Here is an 18,065-nt window from a genome sequence, read left to right as displayed (position 1 = left end):
GAGCGAAGCGGCGGCTATTTCTTTGATGGCGGCTTTTGAATGACAATCGAAATTGGGCCCTTCCAGTCCGGTTTAAGAGCATCAAAAATAATATCGCACTTTATGTTCGGTCCAAACAGGATTGGCTTTTTGACGTCATGATGCTCGGAGAGCTTCTTAAGATTCTCCGTGGATTCGATGTACGACTTCAGGGCCCCCCGTATTTGTTGCGGCACCTTGTCCAATCCGAAGGCCTCTATCTTTGCGCGGAAATTATCGTAGAGCCTCGGACTGATTGCCAATACCTGTGCCGGCGCGGTCTCCTTCCTTGACGACGCCCGGGCGCCTTCGGTCGCCGGTTTCAACACCCGCCCATCGATAATCGCGGCCATTTTCTCTTCTGGCGAAAATTTGAAGATTGTTGCTGGTTCGCTCGCCGATTTAACGACCAGCTCGATGCCGACCTCCACTCTGTTGTGAAACGAGACCGGCAATCCAACGCGTGTCAGGTTGCTCGCAAAGAGGTTTTGAAGGCGCAATGCCTCTACGCCTCGGAACCGCGCAATTCTGGCATAGCCTCCGTCCTTCTTGAGACGTTTTTCCATCGTACTGATCTTGATTGCCGAGACCTGCGCCTTTGCCCAGTCAATCGAATATTCGGTGCCATTCCACAAGAACACGTCTGTATTTACCAGATCGCGCGAGATGTTCGAGGTCCAATCGCGCACTTTGATGGTCCCTCGCAACAGCAAGAAGGAGTCCGAATTGTTTTGCTGAATGTCGCACGCCTGCGTGATGACTACCCATGCAGGCAAACCGCCAAGCGGAAAGTCAAACTGGTTATCAGCCGTGTCAGGTGGCAGCTTTACGATGACATCGCCCATCTGAAGATCCTTGGCGACATTGTCGAGAAAGAAGCCTTTTTCCTCCAGGTAATTGCGGTGAATGAAGGCTCGCGCATGCGCCAATTCGCTGATCTGATCGCTCGGCAGCAGATGCATTTCAGGCGTCTGCCGCAAATCGAGCTGATCCAGTTTCGTCGCCATTTCAGAAATCGGCGTCTGGCTCTCGATACAATAGCCCAGGAAGTCGAGAAGCGTTGGCTGCATATATTCGCCAAGCGCTACACCTTCAGCGTTGAGGCGAAATTTTTGCAAATAGGAATAGTCCGGGAGATCGAGATTTCTCAGTGACGATATGAACTGCGTCTGCGCGGCGGTAATCGCCTGCTTCCAAGTATCGACCCACGTCGCGATCACCTGTGCTCGCGGGTGGTCTCGTAGAACGCTTTCAAGCACCTTTGGAAGGTGTTGTTCGAACTCGTCCTTGTTGATTGTCCGGAATTTGCATCCGAGAAGGCTTGCCTTCTTTTGCAGTTCACTGGCCTTGCCGTCTAGTTCAACGCCCCCTTTGGTCGACATTAGGAAAACCAATGGCCGCTCCGCATCGCTGAGGCGATCGACCAGGCGGTTTATTCGGGTGGCGGCTTCATCCAACGCGCTTTGCGCGTCCGTTTCACCAAGATAAAGGTCGAGAAAAACGATCTGACAACCATCTAGCTCGGAATACTTTGTCCCTTGCGTATCGAATTTGACCTTGAGCCGATCCTTCAGAAGTTTCTCTAGCGGCTCTAGTGCTGCCCGTTTGGCGTCCCGATCGGCCTTGAACACGCCGAAAAGGGCAGCCGTGCTTTCCGCTGTCAGAGTATTTGCCTCAGACAGCTGCCACAGCTTGAGAATAAAATCATCCTCCTCCAGCCCTTCCTCGATTTCGTCGGGCTCATAACCGCTATTGACCAGGACCGGCCCGAACAGCGCCCGGACCTCCAGCGGTTCGGCGTTGAGGGCCGTCATGATCTGGGCAAGATCGCCGGTCTTGAGAACCGTGTAGGATGTCGGCGCCATATCGTACGCATCGTCGATGATCAACGCACGCGTGATTTCATTCTTCGCAATTAAACTTTCAAGCGACATCTCTAACCTACTTCTCGGCCACGAACTTGAACGTATTCAGACGCTGCGGATGAATCCTGCGCTCCGTCATTAGAGTGAGGTCACCTCCCATTGCATTAGCATTCTGCTTGCTGATGTAGAGACCCAGACCGCGACCCTCTTCCTTGCGGGTTGTATAAAAAGCATCGAATATACGCTCTGCGGCCTGCGGCGATATGCCTGGTCCGTTGTCGGTATATTCAAACGATCCGCCATGCTCGGGGGAAAGCTCCACCGTAATACTTGGAGCCAGCCGGCTGTTCGACGCTTTCTCGACTGCCAGCCAGTGCAGCGAATTGGCAATCAGGTTTTCGACAATCTGGACAAACATTCCTTTTACACCGTTCAAGTAGATAGGGGCAGTGCCTCCTTCCTTGCGGCGCACTACGTATTGTAATCCCAACGCCGCAAGTTCGTCCTGCCTGCTCTGGAAAGAGGTGACGACGGTCGCGATGAGATCAAACTCGGTCTTGCGCTGACGTCCCGACACGCTGAGTGGATCTAGAACACGCAGGCGTCGTTCAATCGTCGTGAGCTGCGAGCCCAAAGTATCAAGAACGCTGGAAATTTCTGTGGGCACATGAAACTTCTTGGCGCTCTTGAGCACTTGCAGCGTATGTTTTGTCGCCCGCGCTAGCTCGTGGGCCACAACCTCCACCATCAGGCCGACACCCGCTAACTCTATGAGGCGTAGTCGATCCTTCTCCGATTTCCGCGCCGCACCATGAGCCTTGGTAAAGGCGACTTTCATGTCGCTGAAGGACGACGCAATCTGGTCAACGGTGCCGCGCTGTTCGGGGAACATCTCGCGCAACTGTTTCAGATTGAGTGTCACGCGGCGATCATATTTCTCGACATTTTCCTCGACTTGGTTCAGGTCAACCTGCTTCAGACCCTGATAGGCCTCGTTTACGTCGTCCATCCAGAGCTTCAATGGTACCGTCAGAAATTTATGGAGAATGGAAATCAGAGCCGCCTTCTCATAGGTGTCGCGCAGACCTTCTCTATTAGTCTGGTCCAATAGCCTGGGGTTCTGATCGAGCGAGATGTTGACACGTCCTATGATCTGGTCGGTATTGAGAAGGTAACCACTCGATTTGAATGCCTGCGTGTTCAGATTGAGCCAGTCGTCGCCGTCTCCGCCGTAGGGATTGACCCGAAAGCCGTCGCGATAGACCATCAGGCCGCCCGACCAGGCATTCACCAGCTTCCTGACGTCTGCCTGCTTTCCGATACCATCAATTGCTGTCAGGATTCGCCTGTTATACCAGTAGAATTCGAAAGAGAATGCACCAAGTGACAAAAGTGTCCCTTCTGGAACATCCTGCCCAATCGCATCTCGAAGCTCCGAGAATCCCAGGTCGAATTGCTGTTTTTCATTGTAGAGACGATAGTCGAAATCCACCAGCAAACGTGCGCGATCGTTGGGATCGGCACCTGCAACGGGCACAGCGCCCACCACAGGCGCACGAACGGTGTATTCTCCCTTGCAATAGCCGTGTGCGTTCTTGAAGAGCAACGAGCCGATCTTGCGTGTTTCGATCGTTGTCTGGTTGAACTCGATTGCGATCGGAAAGGCGTCTGAAGCAAATGGATCAACTAACCGGCTGAATTCGGCCGCCGCCATCTCGCGAAGGCTCTTCAGAGTCCAATCGGCGGAGAGATTTCGGATGGTCAGAGTTGTGCCGTGATCTGAAGTGACTGCTTTGCGAAAGCCCTTCCTTGCGTTGACCGGGACATCATCGATGAGTTGCGACGGATCGCGCGAAAAATCGTCCCAGTCGATACTTAACCGGCTCCAGTGCGAATCGCCCTCGCGAGACGTTTTCACATGGAGCTGGGATCCCAAGCGCATTGCGGCCAGCCGCCCAACGCCTTTTTCTCCCAATATTGGTTTATCCGCGGCACCCCCTCTCTTACGCTCAAGAACCCGGTTTGCGGTTCCGATCGTCAAGAACGCCTCACGCAGCTTTGGCAGGCTCATCCCCAGGCCGGTATCGACAATCCTAATGTAATTGTACCGGCTGTAGGCGTATCGCAGCTCTTCACTGAAGGTACGAAGATCGCGGACATCGTCAAGATGCGACAGGAATGCCTGAGCGTTCTTGTCGTCTTCCTCCGTTTCCAAGGCCTTCTTGGTTTCCTTGAAGGCTGTGGCACAATTTGCAATGATACCCTGATCGATACCATCCAATAGTTTGTCCAGGTTACTGCGTTTCAGCACCACCCGCACACTGACCAGCACTGACGGAGATCGGGCATCGAAGGCGTTCTTGACCAGTTCATAGATCGCAATGGCATCCGAGCTGATCAGTTCAGCACCAAGCTCCAATACCGTTCTGGCGGCAACTCTAAATGTCACTTACCCAGCCCTGTAAATAATTCATTTGTCGTACACCGCTCTCCAGCCGTGCGGCTGCTGCATAACATCAGACTGCTTTAAAATAGTATAAGTCAAATTGACGAAGACTGTCCGGATTGCAACCATTTTTAGAAGTAGGCATGCAACGCCGTGACCGCATCGCGCAATGCGCCGGTATCGTCCCGCCGGATCGATATGTCCACAGCCTACGGATCGTGGCAGCTGCCAATCTGTCGATTTTTGTTGGGTCCCGATTTTTTAATCCACCCGTATCGGCTGCGGGCGGCAAAACCCGATGCGCGTTCTTAGACACTTCGGGCCGGACCCCTCACTGGCCCCAATATGGTGGTTCCAGCCGCAAGCGAGGCTTTCTCAGGCTCAAAATGCCATCACAGTCAACCAGTTGTTTGCAATCTGTGCGTTAAACACCTTTGCTGAGAGCACCATGGTAAAACGGAAATCGCCCGAGGTAAAAAGCGGGATCCTAAGGGGGTTATGTGCCGATTGCACCAAAATGGAATGAATTGGCAGCTGACATTGCTCGACAGCTGACCTTTGAGACATTGCGATCGCCGACGATGAGCAAGGTCATCGAGCGTGGGTCGCGCCATGTGACCGTCGATGCCGCAACGCGGCAGATCGTCTTTCATGCAAAGGCGTTGGTCATTGGCTTGATCACCGCCGGCGAAAGCGACCGCGATTCCATTCGCTGGGGAAATACCGCAACCTGGTTTTACGAGTGGCTTAGCCCTCAGTTGTCACAGGATCGCTATCGCGCGGCAATCGATTCCGCCAAGACCGATCCCGACACGATCTTTCCGGCCTATGACGACAAGTTTACCGTTACGCTCTCGCAGGAGGTCTCGGCTCTCATTCCGGGCGCCGCCCATGTGTCGCTCGCGCTGAGCGGACGACGCGATTTCGAAGCGCGGCATCTCTTCGTGGCTATGATCGAGAGCGGGCTGCTTGAAAGCCAGGTGCTTGACATCTTTGGCCTCGACATTTCGGGTAAGCTGGATGATTTGAAGCACGACCTCATCGAGCGCATGCTGACGCATCCCGACACCGGAGAGACGCTTGAGAAATGGTTGACCGCCTTCTCACTGCCGCTAGAGGCCGTGGCGCGCTTTTCGCCAGAGGCAAGACTTGCAGGCCATGTCACTCAGGACTTGCCAACATCCGTCGACGACCGGAAGCCGACACCGATTGACGAATTGCTGACGCGCCTTGAGATCTCTAACGTCGATTCCCGCGCGCGCGACATCCTGGACGCTGCCGCAACGATCAATCAGGACAACATCCAGCAGGGCGAAATCTCCAGCACGCGACTGTTTCTCGCATGTCTTTCCGTCGGCGCCCTTGGGTCCGAGAACGCACCGATCGATGGATTGTCGGCCTTGGACCTTCTTGCCAGAGATACCCGCTTTGCTGCCATTGACAGGGTAAAGCGCAGCTACCCGACGGCATCGACAGCCGCGCCAGTTTCATTTGTATCGACCGACAACGTAGCGGCGCTTCTCACCGTGGCTTGGACTTCCGCGACACGTTGGTTTGGCCGGCCGCAACAACTGACGGCGGACGCACTCCTGGCGGCCTTGCTTTTGCAGCCCGGGACCAGGCTTGTCGAGCGTCTGGCAAAGGAGGGCCTGCAGATCGATACCATCCGCGAGGCCGTCGTTGCCACGGTGCGGACCTGGATGCCGAACTGGCAGCAATGGGCGACGGCCCTGAACGTGGGGCCGTCAAAGGTCGGGCGGTTCGATCCGCCCGTGCATCCCCATGTCGCTCCTGTCTCCTTTGCCAATCTTGGCAATGACAGCCCCGACAAGGCCAGTCTCGACGACCATTTGGGCGCGGTCGACGAAGCAAGGGCTTTTGCGAGAATTGCGGCAGCGCGCGGTGTGACACCGCCGCTTGCCTTCGGCATCTTCGGAGAGTGGGGATCCGGAAAGTCGTTCTTCATGCGTTTGATGCAGGACCACGTCGACAAAATTGCCGGGAAGACAGCAGCCGAAGCAAGGCATGGCAGCGCCTTTCATGGCAATATCGTGCAGATCAGGTTCAACGCGTGGCACTACGCAGACAGCAACCTTTGGGCAAGCTTGGTCGACAATATCTTTTCCGAACTCGACCGATGGTCTCGGGCAAACGAGGTCAAGACGGACGACGACACCCTTCTCGATAAACTGGTGACGGCAAGAGAGCTTTCGCTTGAGGCCGCCTCCCGCCTGGTCACGCAGCGCCAACACCAAAAGGCGGCAGCCGAGCGACTGGTGGCCGCACAGCAGGAATTGGCGCTCAGCCAAGAAGCCGTAAGCGTCGCCCCGCGGGCTTTCTGGCAAGTCGTCAAAGAACAATTCACCACGACTGTCCCGCAAAAAGATCTCGACAGCGCCGCAGAAGCGCTGGGATTGAGCTGCCTTGCCAACGATATTCAAGACCTGCGGGAAACACTGGCATCCGCAAGGAGCGACGCCGGCCGAGCCCGCGTCCTGTCGCAAGGGCTTGCGCGACGCCTGACATCAAGCCTCTCGATCTTCCTGCTATTTGTCGCCATCGTCGGCGGCCCGATCCTCTTCGCCTTTTTGTACGACCAGGCGATCACATCATCCTGTTTCAGTTGGATCACCAACTATGTCAACCGTGGCGCCGCCTATGTCGCGGGTCTGATCGGTGCGACGACCGTCGTTGTCAAAGGCATTCAGCGACATGTGCGTTACGGGCTGGACAAGCTTGAGGGCTACCGCGCGCAGCTGGAATCCGTCATCGATGAACAGCTTAAAGTACCAATGAACAACGCTAAGACGGCCGAAGACAAACTAGCGCAATTGACATCGCAGGTTGCCGAGGCGAAGGCAGCGCTTGCGGCCAGCAGCGATCAGCTGGCAAGAGCCGAGCGCGACTACGAGGCCGATAGCGGCCGAGAGCGTCTGCTGCGCTTCGTCAGGGACCGCGCCGGACGCGACGGCTACGGAAAACACCTAGGCCTCGTTGCCAGTATCCGCAAGGACTTCACGCAGTTGTCGATGCTCATGTCGCAGGTTGATGCTGTTCTCAGCAAGGATGCGGACCGGCAAAGCGAAGACTACACGCGCCGGGTCAAGGCGCTCTTGGACACCACAGGTCCCGATCTTTTAAAGGATGACGAGCGTGCCCGCCTGAAACAACTGATCGCAACCAGCGACCGTCGTCAGACAAAAGGGTTTGATCGCATTATCCTTTATATCGACGACCTAGACCGCTGCCCGCCCGAACAGGTCGTTTCCGTCCTGCAGGCGGTCCATCTGCTGTTGTCCTTCCCGCTTTTCGTCGTGGTCGTCGCCGTCGATAGCCGTTGGGTGACCCGCTCGCTTGAAGGCCATTACGCCAAGCTCCTGGAGGCTGAAGGGCAGGACGGCGAGGCCGCCACCGCAAGCGACTATCTGGAGAAAATCTTCCAGATCCCCTACTGGGTCAGGCCAATGACACAGACCTCCAGCGTCGCCCTTCTTTCATCGATGACCGCAGCCGCCATCAGTCCGGATTCGTTGACGGAGCCACCTGAGACGGCGGTTGTTCGAGACGCCGATCCGCAACCAAATGCCCCCGACCCCGGGCAGGCTGTTGCGGTTTCGCCAGCGGATTCCACCAATGCTGCCGTGCAGGGTAAAGCGGATGTAGACAATGGCTTGCCCGATGCTCCCGGGGAGACAGCAAACCGTGTCTCCGGTGCGCGGGCCCTCGTCCTGACAGAGGGCGAACGTGCCTACATGCTGAACATTGCGCCTTGGGTCGGAAGCACGCCACGCCGGGCGCTCAGGTTCCTCAATATCTATCGGATCATCAAGGCAAGCCTTGATCCCGCCAATTTGCAACGACTGGAATCGGGCGGCTACCGCGCTCTGCTGACCGAAATCGCCCTGGTCGTCGGCTCGCGCAGAAACGAAGGTCTGGGCATCGTTCAGGCGCTGGCGAAGGGTTCGTCCATAGATTCGTTGCGTCACGGTACCAGCGACTTAGCATTGTCGGCCATGGCAAAGGGTGTGCTCGATGTCTTCGCCGACACCCCTGAACCAGCGGACTTGGACAATCTGGCATTCTACTGGGAGATGGCGTGTCGCTACAGTTTCGGTAACGAGCGCCCGTCGCGAACAATCCCTCAGGCGCCCGCCACCAACGGCATTGAAGCCATACAATATCCCGGGAGGCAGGAATGAAACACACGCAGCGATTGGAGCTGCTGCGCGAAGAGCGCATCAAGCGTATCGGCCAGCGAGGCGAGCCGCTGGCCGTGGAGCCGCCGGAATCATTCATCACGGCAGTGGTGAACTGCGTCCAAGCCTGGGAAACCCGGCGTGACGCCCGGCATCAGCCGCAAGGTCTGATCTATCACTACTGCGACGCGGTCGCGCTGCAAAATATTCTGCGAACACAGAAGGTCTGGGCGACGAGCACCAAATATCTCAATGACCGGACCGAGATGCTGTCAATGACAGCAAACCTGACCAGGCATGCGGACCGCCACCGCATGACGCCAGAAGGGCAGGTTATAGCCGATATCATCGATTTTCAGACAATCATGGCCGATACCCATCAGACCCAAACCATCGGCATGGATCGGTACGCCGCCTGTTTCTCGTCAAATGGCGACCTGCTCAGTCAATGGCGCGCCTATGGGAAGAACGGGCGCGGCTACGCAATCGGGCTTGAGGCGAGCTCGTTTCGTTGTCTGACAGGAGGCGAAGCGGCGCCGAGCTGTCTTCGCCGCATCACCTATGGCGGGGCCAACGAGGCGGAGTTGATCGATGATCTGGCGAGCGCCTTCATTTTGGCGATCGCGCCGCATCTTGAGATACTGGACGCAACAGGCTGGGACCAACAGCCTGCGCGAAACTGGCTCAGCCTGCGGTTTGCCGAATGCCTCTATGGGCTTGCCGATGAGATCAAACATCCAGCCTTCGCGGAAGAAGCCGAATGGCGTCTCTATGCCATGGTGTCTGGCGAAACGCTATTTCGGGTGTCGAAAGATATTATTGTCCCCTATAGAGAGCTCGATCTGACAAGTGCATCGGCCCATGACGCGGGCAGGCTTCCGATCCGTCAAATTGTCGTTGGACCGTGCCTGGATTTCCATGAGGCCGAGATGTCCCTAATGACCTTTACAAGCCATCTGGACTACCCCTTGGACATTGATTTCATCCCGTCGCGCGTCCCTTATCGCTAAGGGCTCGCGTCAGCTGCGATCTTTTAAATGATCCCCCACGCCCGAAACCTCCCCCTCCCCGTCATCTCGCGGAGGCCGAGCTCCAAAACGATCCGCCGCGCCGCCTGCGGGGTCACATCGAGCGTCTTCGCCACCATCCCAGCCGACACCAGCGGTTTGGCCATCACCAGCTCGACCAGGTCGGGCAGTTTCGAAGACGTCCGCCGCCCTTCCAGTTTCCGCTCGAACATTTTTCGCGCCAGCACCAGCCGGTCATGTTCCTTCATGCCGAAATCGGCGGTCGTCAGAAGTCCATGGGCAATGGCGAGCAGCCGAGACTCTCGGTCGCCATGCCGGCGTCGATCGACGGGGATGGTTTTCAGGCCGAGATTGATGGCGGCGAGATGCGCGCCGGTGGTGATGCCGTCCTGGCGCAGGATTGACGCGGCAAACAGCCGGCCAAGCCAGGGGGCGTGCTGGAGCACAGACAGCTCGTTCCAGGCATCGAGGGCGATGATCGCCTGCAGCACTGCCGGCAGGTTTTCGGCCTGGCGCAGCACCCCGCGCCATTCTTCCAGCCGGGCATCCTCGTCCCAGTCGAGATCGTAGATAAGAGTGTCTCGCTCGCGGGTGTCGACCGCAGGCCGGTCGTGGCGTTTCGCGTGTTCAATCGCAGCGTCAGATCGCGCTAGCAGCGCATCGATCGCCGCGAGGTCGACGCCGGGAAGCCCTTCGGCTTCATCGGTTTCTTTCCCCTCCCCTTCCGGATCAATCGCAGTCGCACTCCGCACCGTGCTGCCGGCCCCCGCCGCCTCAGTGCCGGGTGAGGCGATCTCCGATGTCTGCCGAAGCGTTCGAACGCCTTCGGGTGACAGTGCCCAATCCGGCGATTGGCCAGAAATGCGACGGCGAGTGCGCAGCACGTCGCGGGCGATGGTGAGTTCGTGGGTCGGTGTACGGATGTCACGGGTGGCGTCATGGAGGACGAGGTCTTCGAGGTGGACGAGCTCGCCGTCGATCCACAGCGACGCGCAGGCGTCGGCAAAATGCATACGCTCGAGGAAGCCGGCGCCGACGGACGAGCGAGCAATTCGCTCGTCGAGGCGGGTCAGGGCGACGCCGGCGTCGAAAGCCGACCGCATCAGGGCATTCATGCTGATTTTTGAAAGTTCGTAAGCCATTGATATTATGGTAAACTATTTCGTAAAGGAACTCTAGATGAATATTGGAGTTCGTCACATGGTATGAATTCGAGTTAAGGTTATAACCATCGATAAGTACTCCTTATCGGAAGTTAGCCATCAGATAGTGATTTTCTTGCCATCTACTTTCCCCGAGACTATATTAAAGCCACGCATTTCGAGCTGGAGCGCCAAACGTGTCCGAACCACAGCTTTCCGTCCGCAGCGCCAAGGCGAGAGACCTCGCTCATGCGCTTGCACACCGCACCGGCCAGCCGATCAACCGGCTGGTTGAGCTGGCGCTTGAACGCTATGACCGGGAACTGCGCCAACAGTCTGCCCGAGCGCCAATCGATATTCTGTCGGACTTGATGGCCGAAGGCCGGCGTACCGTTGCGGCCGGCGTCACGTCGGCGCATGACGATCTTTACGACGAGAACGGGTTGCCGCGATGATCGCCGTCGATACGTCGGTCATTCTGACGATGGCGCTCGCAGAGCCGGAAGCCGAACGCTTCACGCCGCTACTGGGACGGGAAGCGGTGGCGATCGGGTGGCCGACGCTGCTGGAGGCGCGCATGGTGCTGACCGGCAAGGGATTTCCCAACGCTTCAAACATCATCGATCAGCTTGTTCAACTGCCAAACGTCACCGCGGTTGCCTTCGACGACGCACATTACCGCGAAGCGGAACGCGCGTTCGACCGCTTCGGCAAAGGCCGCCATTCTGCCGCGCTCAACATGGGTGATTGCTTTTCCTATGCGGTCGCCATTGTCGCCAAAGCGCCGTTGTTGTTCAAGGGCAACGATTTTCACAAAACCGACCTGAAAATTCACCCGGCATCCGCCGTGTGAGAAGAAACCACCAAACCGGGCCCAAGAGGATTTTGTGGAAGATCGCGTCAGATTTGCCCTCGAAAAACTGCTGAATGTCGCCCACCAGGATACCGGCCAGGGCCATAGAGCGGCCAATTTCCTGCTCGCCTGGTGGAACGCCGAGGTGCACGGCGGTTTCGATCTGACCGACCTTGCCAATGTCGATCGTGATGTTGCCGAGGACATGGTAACGATCTTCACCTTTCTCGCCCGGGAAGAAGACCTCGTCTACCCTGACGCCTATCGCGGCGAGATCGAAAAGATCATCGCGCGCTGGCGACCGCAGATCGAGGCTACACAATGAAGGTCCAGCGTGCATCGACAACGCCACGATCCGCCGTCGACCGCCGCGCCGCAGAACTCGATACCATCGCCGCCGTCTTGCCGATCGAACGCCGCGATGAGCTTGCCGAGCTCCTGACTGACCGGGATGTCGAAACACTACGGCACCTTGTCAACAAAGGCATGGGTGACAATACGCTCAGGGCGTTGACATCCGATCTCGCCTACCTGCAGGCATGGTCTCTGGCATCCACCGGCGACACCCTTCCCTGGCCGGCGCCCGAGGCACTGCTTCTAAAATTCGTCGCTCACCATTTGTGGGATCCAGAACGGCGCCGGGAGGACGCTCTTCACGGCATGCCGCTGGACGTCGATCAATCGATGCGTGATCAGGGATTTCTGAAAACGACAGGGCCGCATGCGCCCGACACTGTCCGCCGGCGGCTTGCCAGTTGGTCGACACTGACGCGATGGCGAGGTCTGGACGGCTCCTTCGCCTCCCCTGCCCTGAAATCAGCCATTCGGCTGGCCGTTCGTGCCGTACCACGGCAACGCCGCCGCAAGAGCGCCAAGGCTGTCACCGGTGACGTGTTGGCGAAATTGCTGGCCACCTGCGGCGGCGCCGATCTTCGCGATATCAGGGACCGGGCAATCTTGATGGTCGCGTTTGCTTCCGGCGGGCGCCGACGCAGCGAAGTAGCCACTCTCCGCAAGGAACAGCTCACGAACGAGGAACCGGTTAGCGCTGAGGACGGTAGTCCCCTCCCCTGCCTCGCCATTCATCTCGGCCGCACCAAAAACTCGGGAGCCGATCAGGACGAGATCGTCTACTTGAACGGTCGGCCGGTGGACGCGCTGAATGCCTGGCTCGAGGCTGCGAGAATCGACAGCGGCAGTGTGTTTCGGGCGATTGACCGCTGGGGTAATGTCAGCCTGCGGGCGCTCGATCCGAAAGCGATCAACGATATCGTCAAGCAACGGGTTGCCAAGGCGAGGTTGGATCCGCGGGAGTTTTCAGCACACGGGTTGCGATCCGGATATCTTACAGAGGCCGCCAATCGCGGTATCCCACTTGCCGAAGCGATGGACCAGTCGCGCCATCGGTCTGTCCAGCAGGCGTCGAGCTATTATAACAATGCCGCGCGGCGGAACGGCCGGGCTGCTAGGCTGCTTTGATTGCGCTTCAGCAACTGTGATCTACTCCTCTGCCTTCACACGGACAATTGCGTCAATTCGCCGAAGACCGCCTCACTCTTTCGATGAATTTTTGTCCCCACGACAAAATACAGGATAAGGACGCGCTTTCAATTGAATAAGACGGTGCATCGAGCAAAGGCTCCTGATCGAGCGCAAATGGCATCCTGTACTGCCCGAGCTCAGTGTCGAGATCTCTCGGATAGGGCAGGGGCGGCAAAAGAGTTCCGGGACAACTCTTCGTGGAGCAGAAAACCAACCAACGACGCAGCGGGGGATAGTCATGGTTTTCTGCCGTTTGACCTCTTGCCATGAGTGAATTTTTCCGCCACTCGACGGACCTTGTAGCGTCTCGAACCCCGCGCAGGAGAGTCTGCAAAGGGGCCATAATCATCTCATGTGGCCGAGAGAGGGACGGGGCATTTCGGAGCAGGTGCAAAATACCCAGCAACGCGGGGAGGGTGCTGTCCTGAGCTTATCTATTGATAGATTCGTACACCGGGCTTGATCGGCGTTCTCCATTGCTGTCATCCCGACTATCCCGGCAATTGAGGCGGCGTCTACGAAATTTGTGGCCGCCTGTAGAATGAGCTGTCGGCGGTTACCCGAAAATCAATCCTGTCAGCTGACAGGGTTTTGCTTGGCAAGTTCGGGATTACGCAATCGTCAAACCCTTTCAATGACGTCTATGCCTTTCCGGGCCCTTATAGTTCCGGACTAGGTGATCAAAGGTAAAGAGTGAGCGAACATTCTAGTCATCGCGCTGTCGAGCAATAAATCCTGTCAACTGACAGGATTTATATTGCATCGCTCCTCAAACCACGCCTCAGCCTCATAGAGAGGGGTGCTGTAACAATACATCTCTTAAAAGTAGGCGAGATGGCGACGGAAGAGGATGAGGAATTCCGGGAGACGCCGCCGATCGGGCTGTAGCGGTTGATTGTCTTCTCTATTTGCCAAAAGTCCGTTATCCTGGCCGCACCTCGCAATTTTTTGCCGTACGCCATCTCGGCATTCTCCTCGATGTCAGCGACCGATCGAAACTCAAATCATTGCGAGGGAATAATGCGCCCAAGTAGTTGGTCAACCTGATCGATAAAGTCGTGATCATGGTGTGTATATCAAAGGGCCGTCAGGCAGTTTTCTCTGACCGTCAGAGTATCTGAAACACAGCGGCGAGCCTTCCCACCCGGGAAACTCGCCATCGCCACTACGCTAGTTGGCGGTCCGCTCCGCGTACAGCACCGTATAGCGGGAAATCCAAGGAGGCGACACGCAACGCGTGGATGGCCGGGCTTGCTCCGATCTCGGAAAAATTCGGCATGGAGGTGGCGCTGCACGACCAGGCGGAGCGGATGAAGGTTCTTTCGATGGTGTCGCGCTTCGGCCATTGCCTCAATGACCTGCTCTACTGCTGGCGCATCGGGGCGCTGCCGATCGACATTGTCGGTGTGGTTTCCAACCATTTCGATTATCAGAAGGTCGTCGTCAATCACGACATTCCGTTCCACCACATTCCGGTGACGAAAGAGAACAAGCCGCTGGCCGAAGCCCGGATCATGGAGATAGTGAAAAGTTCGGGTACGGAACTTATCGTGCTGGCGCGTGCTATCCACGCTCATATTTACCGGGTGTATTCCTGAACGGTAGCCGAACCGTGGTGTTTTCCCCGGTCCCGGCTCTTACACTTCGGAAAGAATGGGAAGCAGGTTCGGCAATCTTGTCCGGAACCCCGCGTCGGGTAATGCGAGCTTCTGTCGGGCGACTGCCTTCAGGCGCGGGGGCGAGTTCAAACCCGAGCAATCGGCAAAAGGCAAAGCCTACGGCGCTCTGGCCATGGCTATCGACATATTGCCGCTGGATGATGAAAGACCCCTTTTTATCATCGATGCGACTTCCGATGACGAGCATCGTTTGAGTTGGGGATAGACACAGACCGCGCGCTTTTCGACACGCCGGTAGATCATGACGCCGCGCCCGCCATACGGGATGCTATTCGGTCATCAGGTTGAGATCCCAGGCACCAAACTTCGCGGAATCCAATGCGCAAGCCGCTCCGGCATAACCCCAGACCGCCGCATTGCGAATTGCAAGCGTGGCGTTGGCGAACTGAGCGCAGGCTTCTCGCAAAGCACCCAGGTGAATGAAGCAGCCTTGCAGATAGAGAAGCTCTTCATAGCTCGCATCGGTGGTGGCATCAGCGACCCGCTTCAGACCGGCATTGGTGCCAAGACCATAGAGGCAAGGAAGCAATCGTTGATCCAACACTGCCTTGCGTAGAGCAACACGGGAGGCTCGCCCAGAATCTCGAGGATCAGGTCGCGTGGAGAGAGTGGACTTTCCTGACCTCCTGAAATATCTGCAATAGAGCCATTTATAAGGACTTTTGGGGGAGGGGACAGAGTGACCTCTGTCGTATTCAGGTTGCCCATCTTGCGCAAATCGATTGACTATACTAGATTTGTGGAAATGTTATAGAGCGGCTCAAATGAAGCAAATCGATCTCATGTTCCGGACGATGGTCGCGGAGCTGCAGCAACGGACTTTTGATGCGCAGTGGTCTGCGGATTTCCCACCCACTGGTCGCTTTGTCTCGGTCAAGGTCGACAACCGCTCATACTGGTATTTCGACCAACCGGATGGCAAGGGTGGTCAAAAGCGGCGCTATGTCGGCCCTGCTGATGATGACGAGATCACAACCCGGGTTGAAGCCTTCAGGGGCGAAAAGGACGATTACCAGAACCGGCGAAGGATAGTGGCGGCACTTACACGCGAAGCTGGTCTAATTGCTCCGGACCGCTTCACAGGCACCGTCGTTGAGGCCTTGGCATCAGCTGGTTTATTCCGGCTCCGTGGTGTCCTCGTCGGCACAGTCGCGTTCCAATGCTATGCGGCACATCTCGGTATCCGCCTGCCTATGGCCGCGATTCTGACTGGTGACGCAGATCTGGCTCAAGATTACGCGATCTCAAGCGAGGTCGAAGATTCAATTCCGCCGATTGTCGCTCTCCTTCAGTCCATTGATCCTTCATTCCGCGCCGTGCCTCATGTCTCCGGTTCCCCCCGCTCAAATGCTTTCCGCAACTCGACCGGTTACCGGGTAGAGTTCCTGACGACAAATCGGGGATCGGAAGATTACGCAGATCAACCGGCGCAAATGCCGGCTCTGGGCGGCGCGTCTGCCGAACCTCTCCGATACATGGATTTCCTGATCCGTGATCCGGTGCGAACGGTCTTGCTGCATGGGGCCGGTGTTTCGGTCGTGGTGCCCGATCCATCTCGGTTCGCCGTTCACAAACTGATCGTGGCTGGCAGGCGTCAAGATGATGCCGGCGGAAGGGCAAAGAAGGAAAAGGACTTGCGTCAGGCCGTAATGCTGTTCGAGGCATTGCAAGAAACCGGGGCTGGTCGTGATCTGGCAGATGCTCTTCGCGAAGCATGGGGTAGAGGCCCCTCTTGGCGAAAAGCGATCACAGCGGGTGTTGATGCCGTCCAGAGGCAATATCAACCTGCCGTCCATCGCACGTTCGGCATTCTCCCGGCCGATGAAATAGAAAAGGCCCGCATGATCTGACGCGCCGCGTCGCACTTACTCTCGTCGCTGACATTCGATTTACTCATGATGTTCTTCTGGCCTCAAGGTTGGGAAAGGGGGGGCCACAAATCTCGGATCTATTCAGTGATACGTTAACCTTCGAGCCTGTCCGATAAATCGCATCCACTCCACTGGACGTCATTAATCATTCTCATCCGGCCACTTTCACAGGATGACCTGCCGCTCGCAGCAAAGCCATGAGCACGGGACCGAGGGAGAACTCGCCACGCCTCGCTCGGTTGGTCAGGTCCCTGAGATACCCACCGGGCGAATTAATATGCCCACCACGCTCCAGGATGCATGCGATCGTCACTGCCGCATTTTCTGCCCCCATCACCTCGCACGCCTCCTGATATGCAGAAGGGCTCACTCCCAGCATGGATCTGACGACCACGGCCGCCGTCATCAACTCTCGCCAATTTCGTATTTGTCCTTCAGGCCCATAATTTAAAATCTCCGGGCAGGCCCGCAGTACAAGACCTATGGGAAACGTTTTTATCGGCAGGTGTTCAGTCTGATTTTCCGGCGTGGGCTTCGCTCCCAGCTCATTTCTAGAGCTAGGTTCAAGTTCATTAGGGTGGTTGGTATTTGAATTCTGTATGTGACGCTCAATTTGAGCATCATTGCTGGTCATTTTTGATGAAAAATCATCGGAATTCAGCAGCTTGATAATGTCCTGCCGCAAAACGTCCATCTCACGCCCCATATTCTGGAGGTCTGCGAGGCTTGGCCTGCGAGGAATACGTCTTACGAGCTCCAGATACCGCGTCTCGATCCAATCCCAGTCACCCGGCGCGCCCTCTTCAACCGCCGCTGTAATCAGCTTGCGAATATCGCGCCGGCTTATTGTAAGGTTCTCCTTTGCCCTTCGGAAGATAATTCGTTCTGCGGCGACCTGCTGAGCAAGACAGGCCAGTTCTTCGGCACGCATCAAAAGCGGTGAGATATCAAATCCGAAGGCATGTTCGATTGATCCGTCATCATCCTTTCGGGCGTATCGCTTACCATTGGCGCTGTCTTTTCGAACAATAAGTCCCGCTTCGATCAGTAATGCCAGATGACGACGCAAGGTGGCGCCTGCAATACCGTGCGCGCGGATCGAGAGCTGAATGTTCGACGGAAACACCACCAGCTGTGCATCCTGGCGAAGTTCGTTTTCGGGATAGAAGCTCAAAAGCGCGTCAAGTACAGCAAGACTACGATCCTGTAGCCCCAACACCTCTCTCGCTTCCGAAGCGTCCCGGAAAACCTTCCATTTATCGGCTGAAGCACCCTGCTTGATCCTGGCGGTAGCAATCTGCCTCCTCACCAGCGCAAGCGTCACCGGCCGCCGCCCAAAGGGCGTCGTTACCTGTCCATCTTCCATTGTCCTGCCTCTTCAAAAAGGCAAAAGGAAAACGCTCACCGAAACGGTGCCAAACACTC

12 protein-coding genes and 2 pseudogenes are annotated in these 18,065 nt (G+C 56.8%); 8 read left to right on the top strand and 6 right to left on the bottom strand.

What is annotated here, in order from left to right:
- Positions 1-14: 14 nt before the first annotated feature.
- Both FGF54_RS26880 and FGF54_RS26875 read right to left on the bottom strand, forming a co-directional pair.
- On the bottom strand, positions 15-1,952 hold the full coding sequence (locus FGF54_RS26880) for a hypothetical protein (RefSeq protein ID WP_142781930.1): 1,938 nt from the start codon (positions 1,950-1,952) through the stop codon (positions 15-17).
- A 7-nt stretch (positions 1,953-1,959) separates the two neighbouring features.
- Positions 1,960-4,332 carry an ATP-binding protein gene (locus tag FGF54_RS26875; RefSeq protein ID WP_142781929.1) on the bottom strand — a complete coding sequence of 791 codons (2,373 nt, stop codon included), beginning with the start codon at positions 4,330-4,332 and terminating at the stop codon, positions 1,960-1,962.
- 578 nt (positions 4,333-4,910) lie between these two features.
- Here FGF54_RS26875 and FGF54_RS26870 point away from each other — a divergent pair.
- Positions 4,911-8,528: a P-loop NTPase fold protein gene (locus FGF54_RS26870; protein ID WP_142781928.1), complete on the top strand. Its 3,618-nt coding sequence runs from the start codon at positions 4,911-4,913 to the stop codon at positions 8,526-8,528.
- The gene (locus tag FGF54_RS26865) at positions 8,525-9,535 is read left to right on the top strand and encodes a DUF2971 domain-containing protein (RefSeq protein WP_142781927.1); all 1,011 of its coding nucleotides are present in this window, start codon (positions 8,525-8,527) and stop codon (positions 9,533-9,535) included. The genes FGF54_RS26870 and FGF54_RS26865 overlap by 4 nt, the downstream gene beginning before the upstream one ends.
- 23 nt (positions 9,536-9,558) lie before the next feature.
- Here FGF54_RS26865 and FGF54_RS26860 read toward each other — a convergent pair whose 3' ends face one another.
- Positions 9,559-10,704, bottom strand: a complete 1,146-nt coding sequence (locus FGF54_RS26860; RefSeq protein WP_142781926.1) for an RHE_PE00001 family protein — start codon at positions 10,702-10,704, stop codon at positions 9,559-9,561.
- Positions 10,705-10,892: 188 nt separating this feature from the next.
- Here FGF54_RS26860 and FGF54_RS26855 point away from each other — a divergent pair, with 188 nt between their 5' ends.
- From FGF54_RS26855 to purU, 5 genes and pseudogenes are all read left to right on the top strand, one after another.
- The gene (locus FGF54_RS26855; protein ID WP_080858358.1) at positions 10,893-11,150 is read left to right on the top strand and encodes a type II toxin-antitoxin system VapB family antitoxin; all 258 of its coding nucleotides are present in this window, start codon (positions 10,893-10,895) and stop codon (positions 11,148-11,150) included.
- The gene (locus FGF54_RS26850) at positions 11,147-11,548 is read left to right on the top strand and encodes a type II toxin-antitoxin system VapC family toxin (RefSeq protein ID WP_142781925.1); all 402 of its coding nucleotides are present in this window, start codon (positions 11,147-11,149) and stop codon (positions 11,546-11,548) included. The genes FGF54_RS26855 and FGF54_RS26850 overlap by 4 nt, the downstream gene beginning before the upstream one ends.
- 34 nt (positions 11,549-11,582) lie before the next feature.
- Positions 11,583-11,873 carry a hypothetical protein gene (locus FGF54_RS26845; RefSeq protein ID WP_137454565.1) on the top strand — a complete coding sequence of 97 codons (291 nt, stop codon included), beginning with the start codon at positions 11,583-11,585 and terminating at the stop codon, positions 11,871-11,873.
- Positions 11,870-13,027, top strand: a complete 1,158-nt coding sequence (locus FGF54_RS26840; protein ID WP_142781924.1) for a site-specific integrase — start codon at positions 11,870-11,872, stop codon at positions 13,025-13,027. The genes FGF54_RS26845 and FGF54_RS26840 overlap by 4 nt, the downstream gene beginning before the upstream one ends.
- Before the next feature lie 1,310 nt (positions 13,028-14,337).
- A pseudogene (gene purU, locus FGF54_RS26835) lies at positions 14,338-14,652 on the top strand (formyltetrahydrofolate deformylase); the annotation flags it as partial.
- Position 14,653: 1 nt separating this feature from the next.
- On the opposite strand, the pseudogene FGF54_RS27765 reads toward purU, so the two are convergent.
- Together FGF54_RS27765 and FGF54_RS27760 are read right to left on the bottom strand one after the other, a co-directional pair.
- A pseudogene (locus FGF54_RS27765) lies at positions 14,654-15,012 on the bottom strand (Tn3 family transposase).
- A gap of 25 nt (positions 15,013-15,037) precedes the next feature.
- On the bottom strand, positions 15,038-15,310 hold the full coding sequence (locus tag FGF54_RS27760; protein WP_256366682.1) for a Tn3 family transposase: 273 nt from the start codon (positions 15,308-15,310) through the stop codon (positions 15,038-15,040).
- Between the two features lie 223 nt (positions 15,311-15,533).
- Between FGF54_RS27760 and FGF54_RS26825 the strand changes: the two genes are divergently transcribed.
- Positions 15,534-16,619: a GSU2403 family nucleotidyltransferase fold protein gene (locus FGF54_RS26825; RefSeq protein WP_142781923.1), complete on the top strand. Its 1,086-nt coding sequence runs from the start codon at positions 15,534-15,536 to the stop codon at positions 16,617-16,619.
- A gap of 172 nt (positions 16,620-16,791) precedes the next feature.
- Here the strand turns inward: FGF54_RS26825 and repC are convergent, their stop codons facing one another.
- Complete coding sequence (gene repC, locus FGF54_RS26820; protein ID WP_142781922.1) at positions 16,792-18,006, bottom strand: plasmid replication protein RepC; 1,215 nt, start codon at positions 18,004-18,006, stop codon at positions 16,792-16,794.
- Between the last annotated feature and the right edge of the window lie 59 nt (positions 18,007-18,065).

Origin of the sequence: Agrobacterium sp. T29 (genome assembly GCF_006970545.1) — a bacterium.
GTDB classification, from domain to species: domain Bacteria; phylum Pseudomonadota; class Alphaproteobacteria; order Rhizobiales; family Rhizobiaceae; genus Agrobacterium; species Agrobacterium leguminum.
Note: the sequence above shows the minus strand (reverse complement) of the source record. Positions and strands in the feature narration are given on the sequence as shown.

Bases quoted from the DNA above. Each gene is read 5' to 3' on its own strand.
- FGF54_RS26880 (WP_142781930.1), bottom strand. From the start codon at position 1,952: ATGTCGCTTGAAAGTTTAATTGCGAAGAATGAAATCACGCGTGCGTTG.
- FGF54_RS26850 (WP_142781925.1), top strand. From the start codon at position 11,147: ATGATCGCCGTCGATACGTCGGTCATTCTGACGATGGCGCTCGCAGAG.
- FGF54_RS26870 (WP_142781928.1), top strand. From the start codon at position 4,911: ATGAGCAAGGTCATCGAGCGTGGGTCGCGCCATGTGACCGTCGATGCC.
- FGF54_RS26825 (WP_142781923.1), top strand. From the start codon at position 15,534: ATGAAGCAAATCGATCTCATGTTCCGGACGATGGTCGCGGAGCTGCAG.
- FGF54_RS26865 (WP_142781927.1), top strand. From the start codon at position 8,525: ATGAAACACACGCAGCGATTGGAGCTGCTGCGCGAAGAGCGCATCAAG.
- FGF54_RS26840 (WP_142781924.1), top strand. From the start codon at position 11,870: ATGAAGGTCCAGCGTGCATCGACAACGCCACGATCCGCCGTCGACCGC.
- repC (WP_142781922.1), bottom strand. From the start codon at position 18,006: ATGGAAGATGGACAGGTAACGACGCCCTTTGGGCGGCGGCCGGTGACG.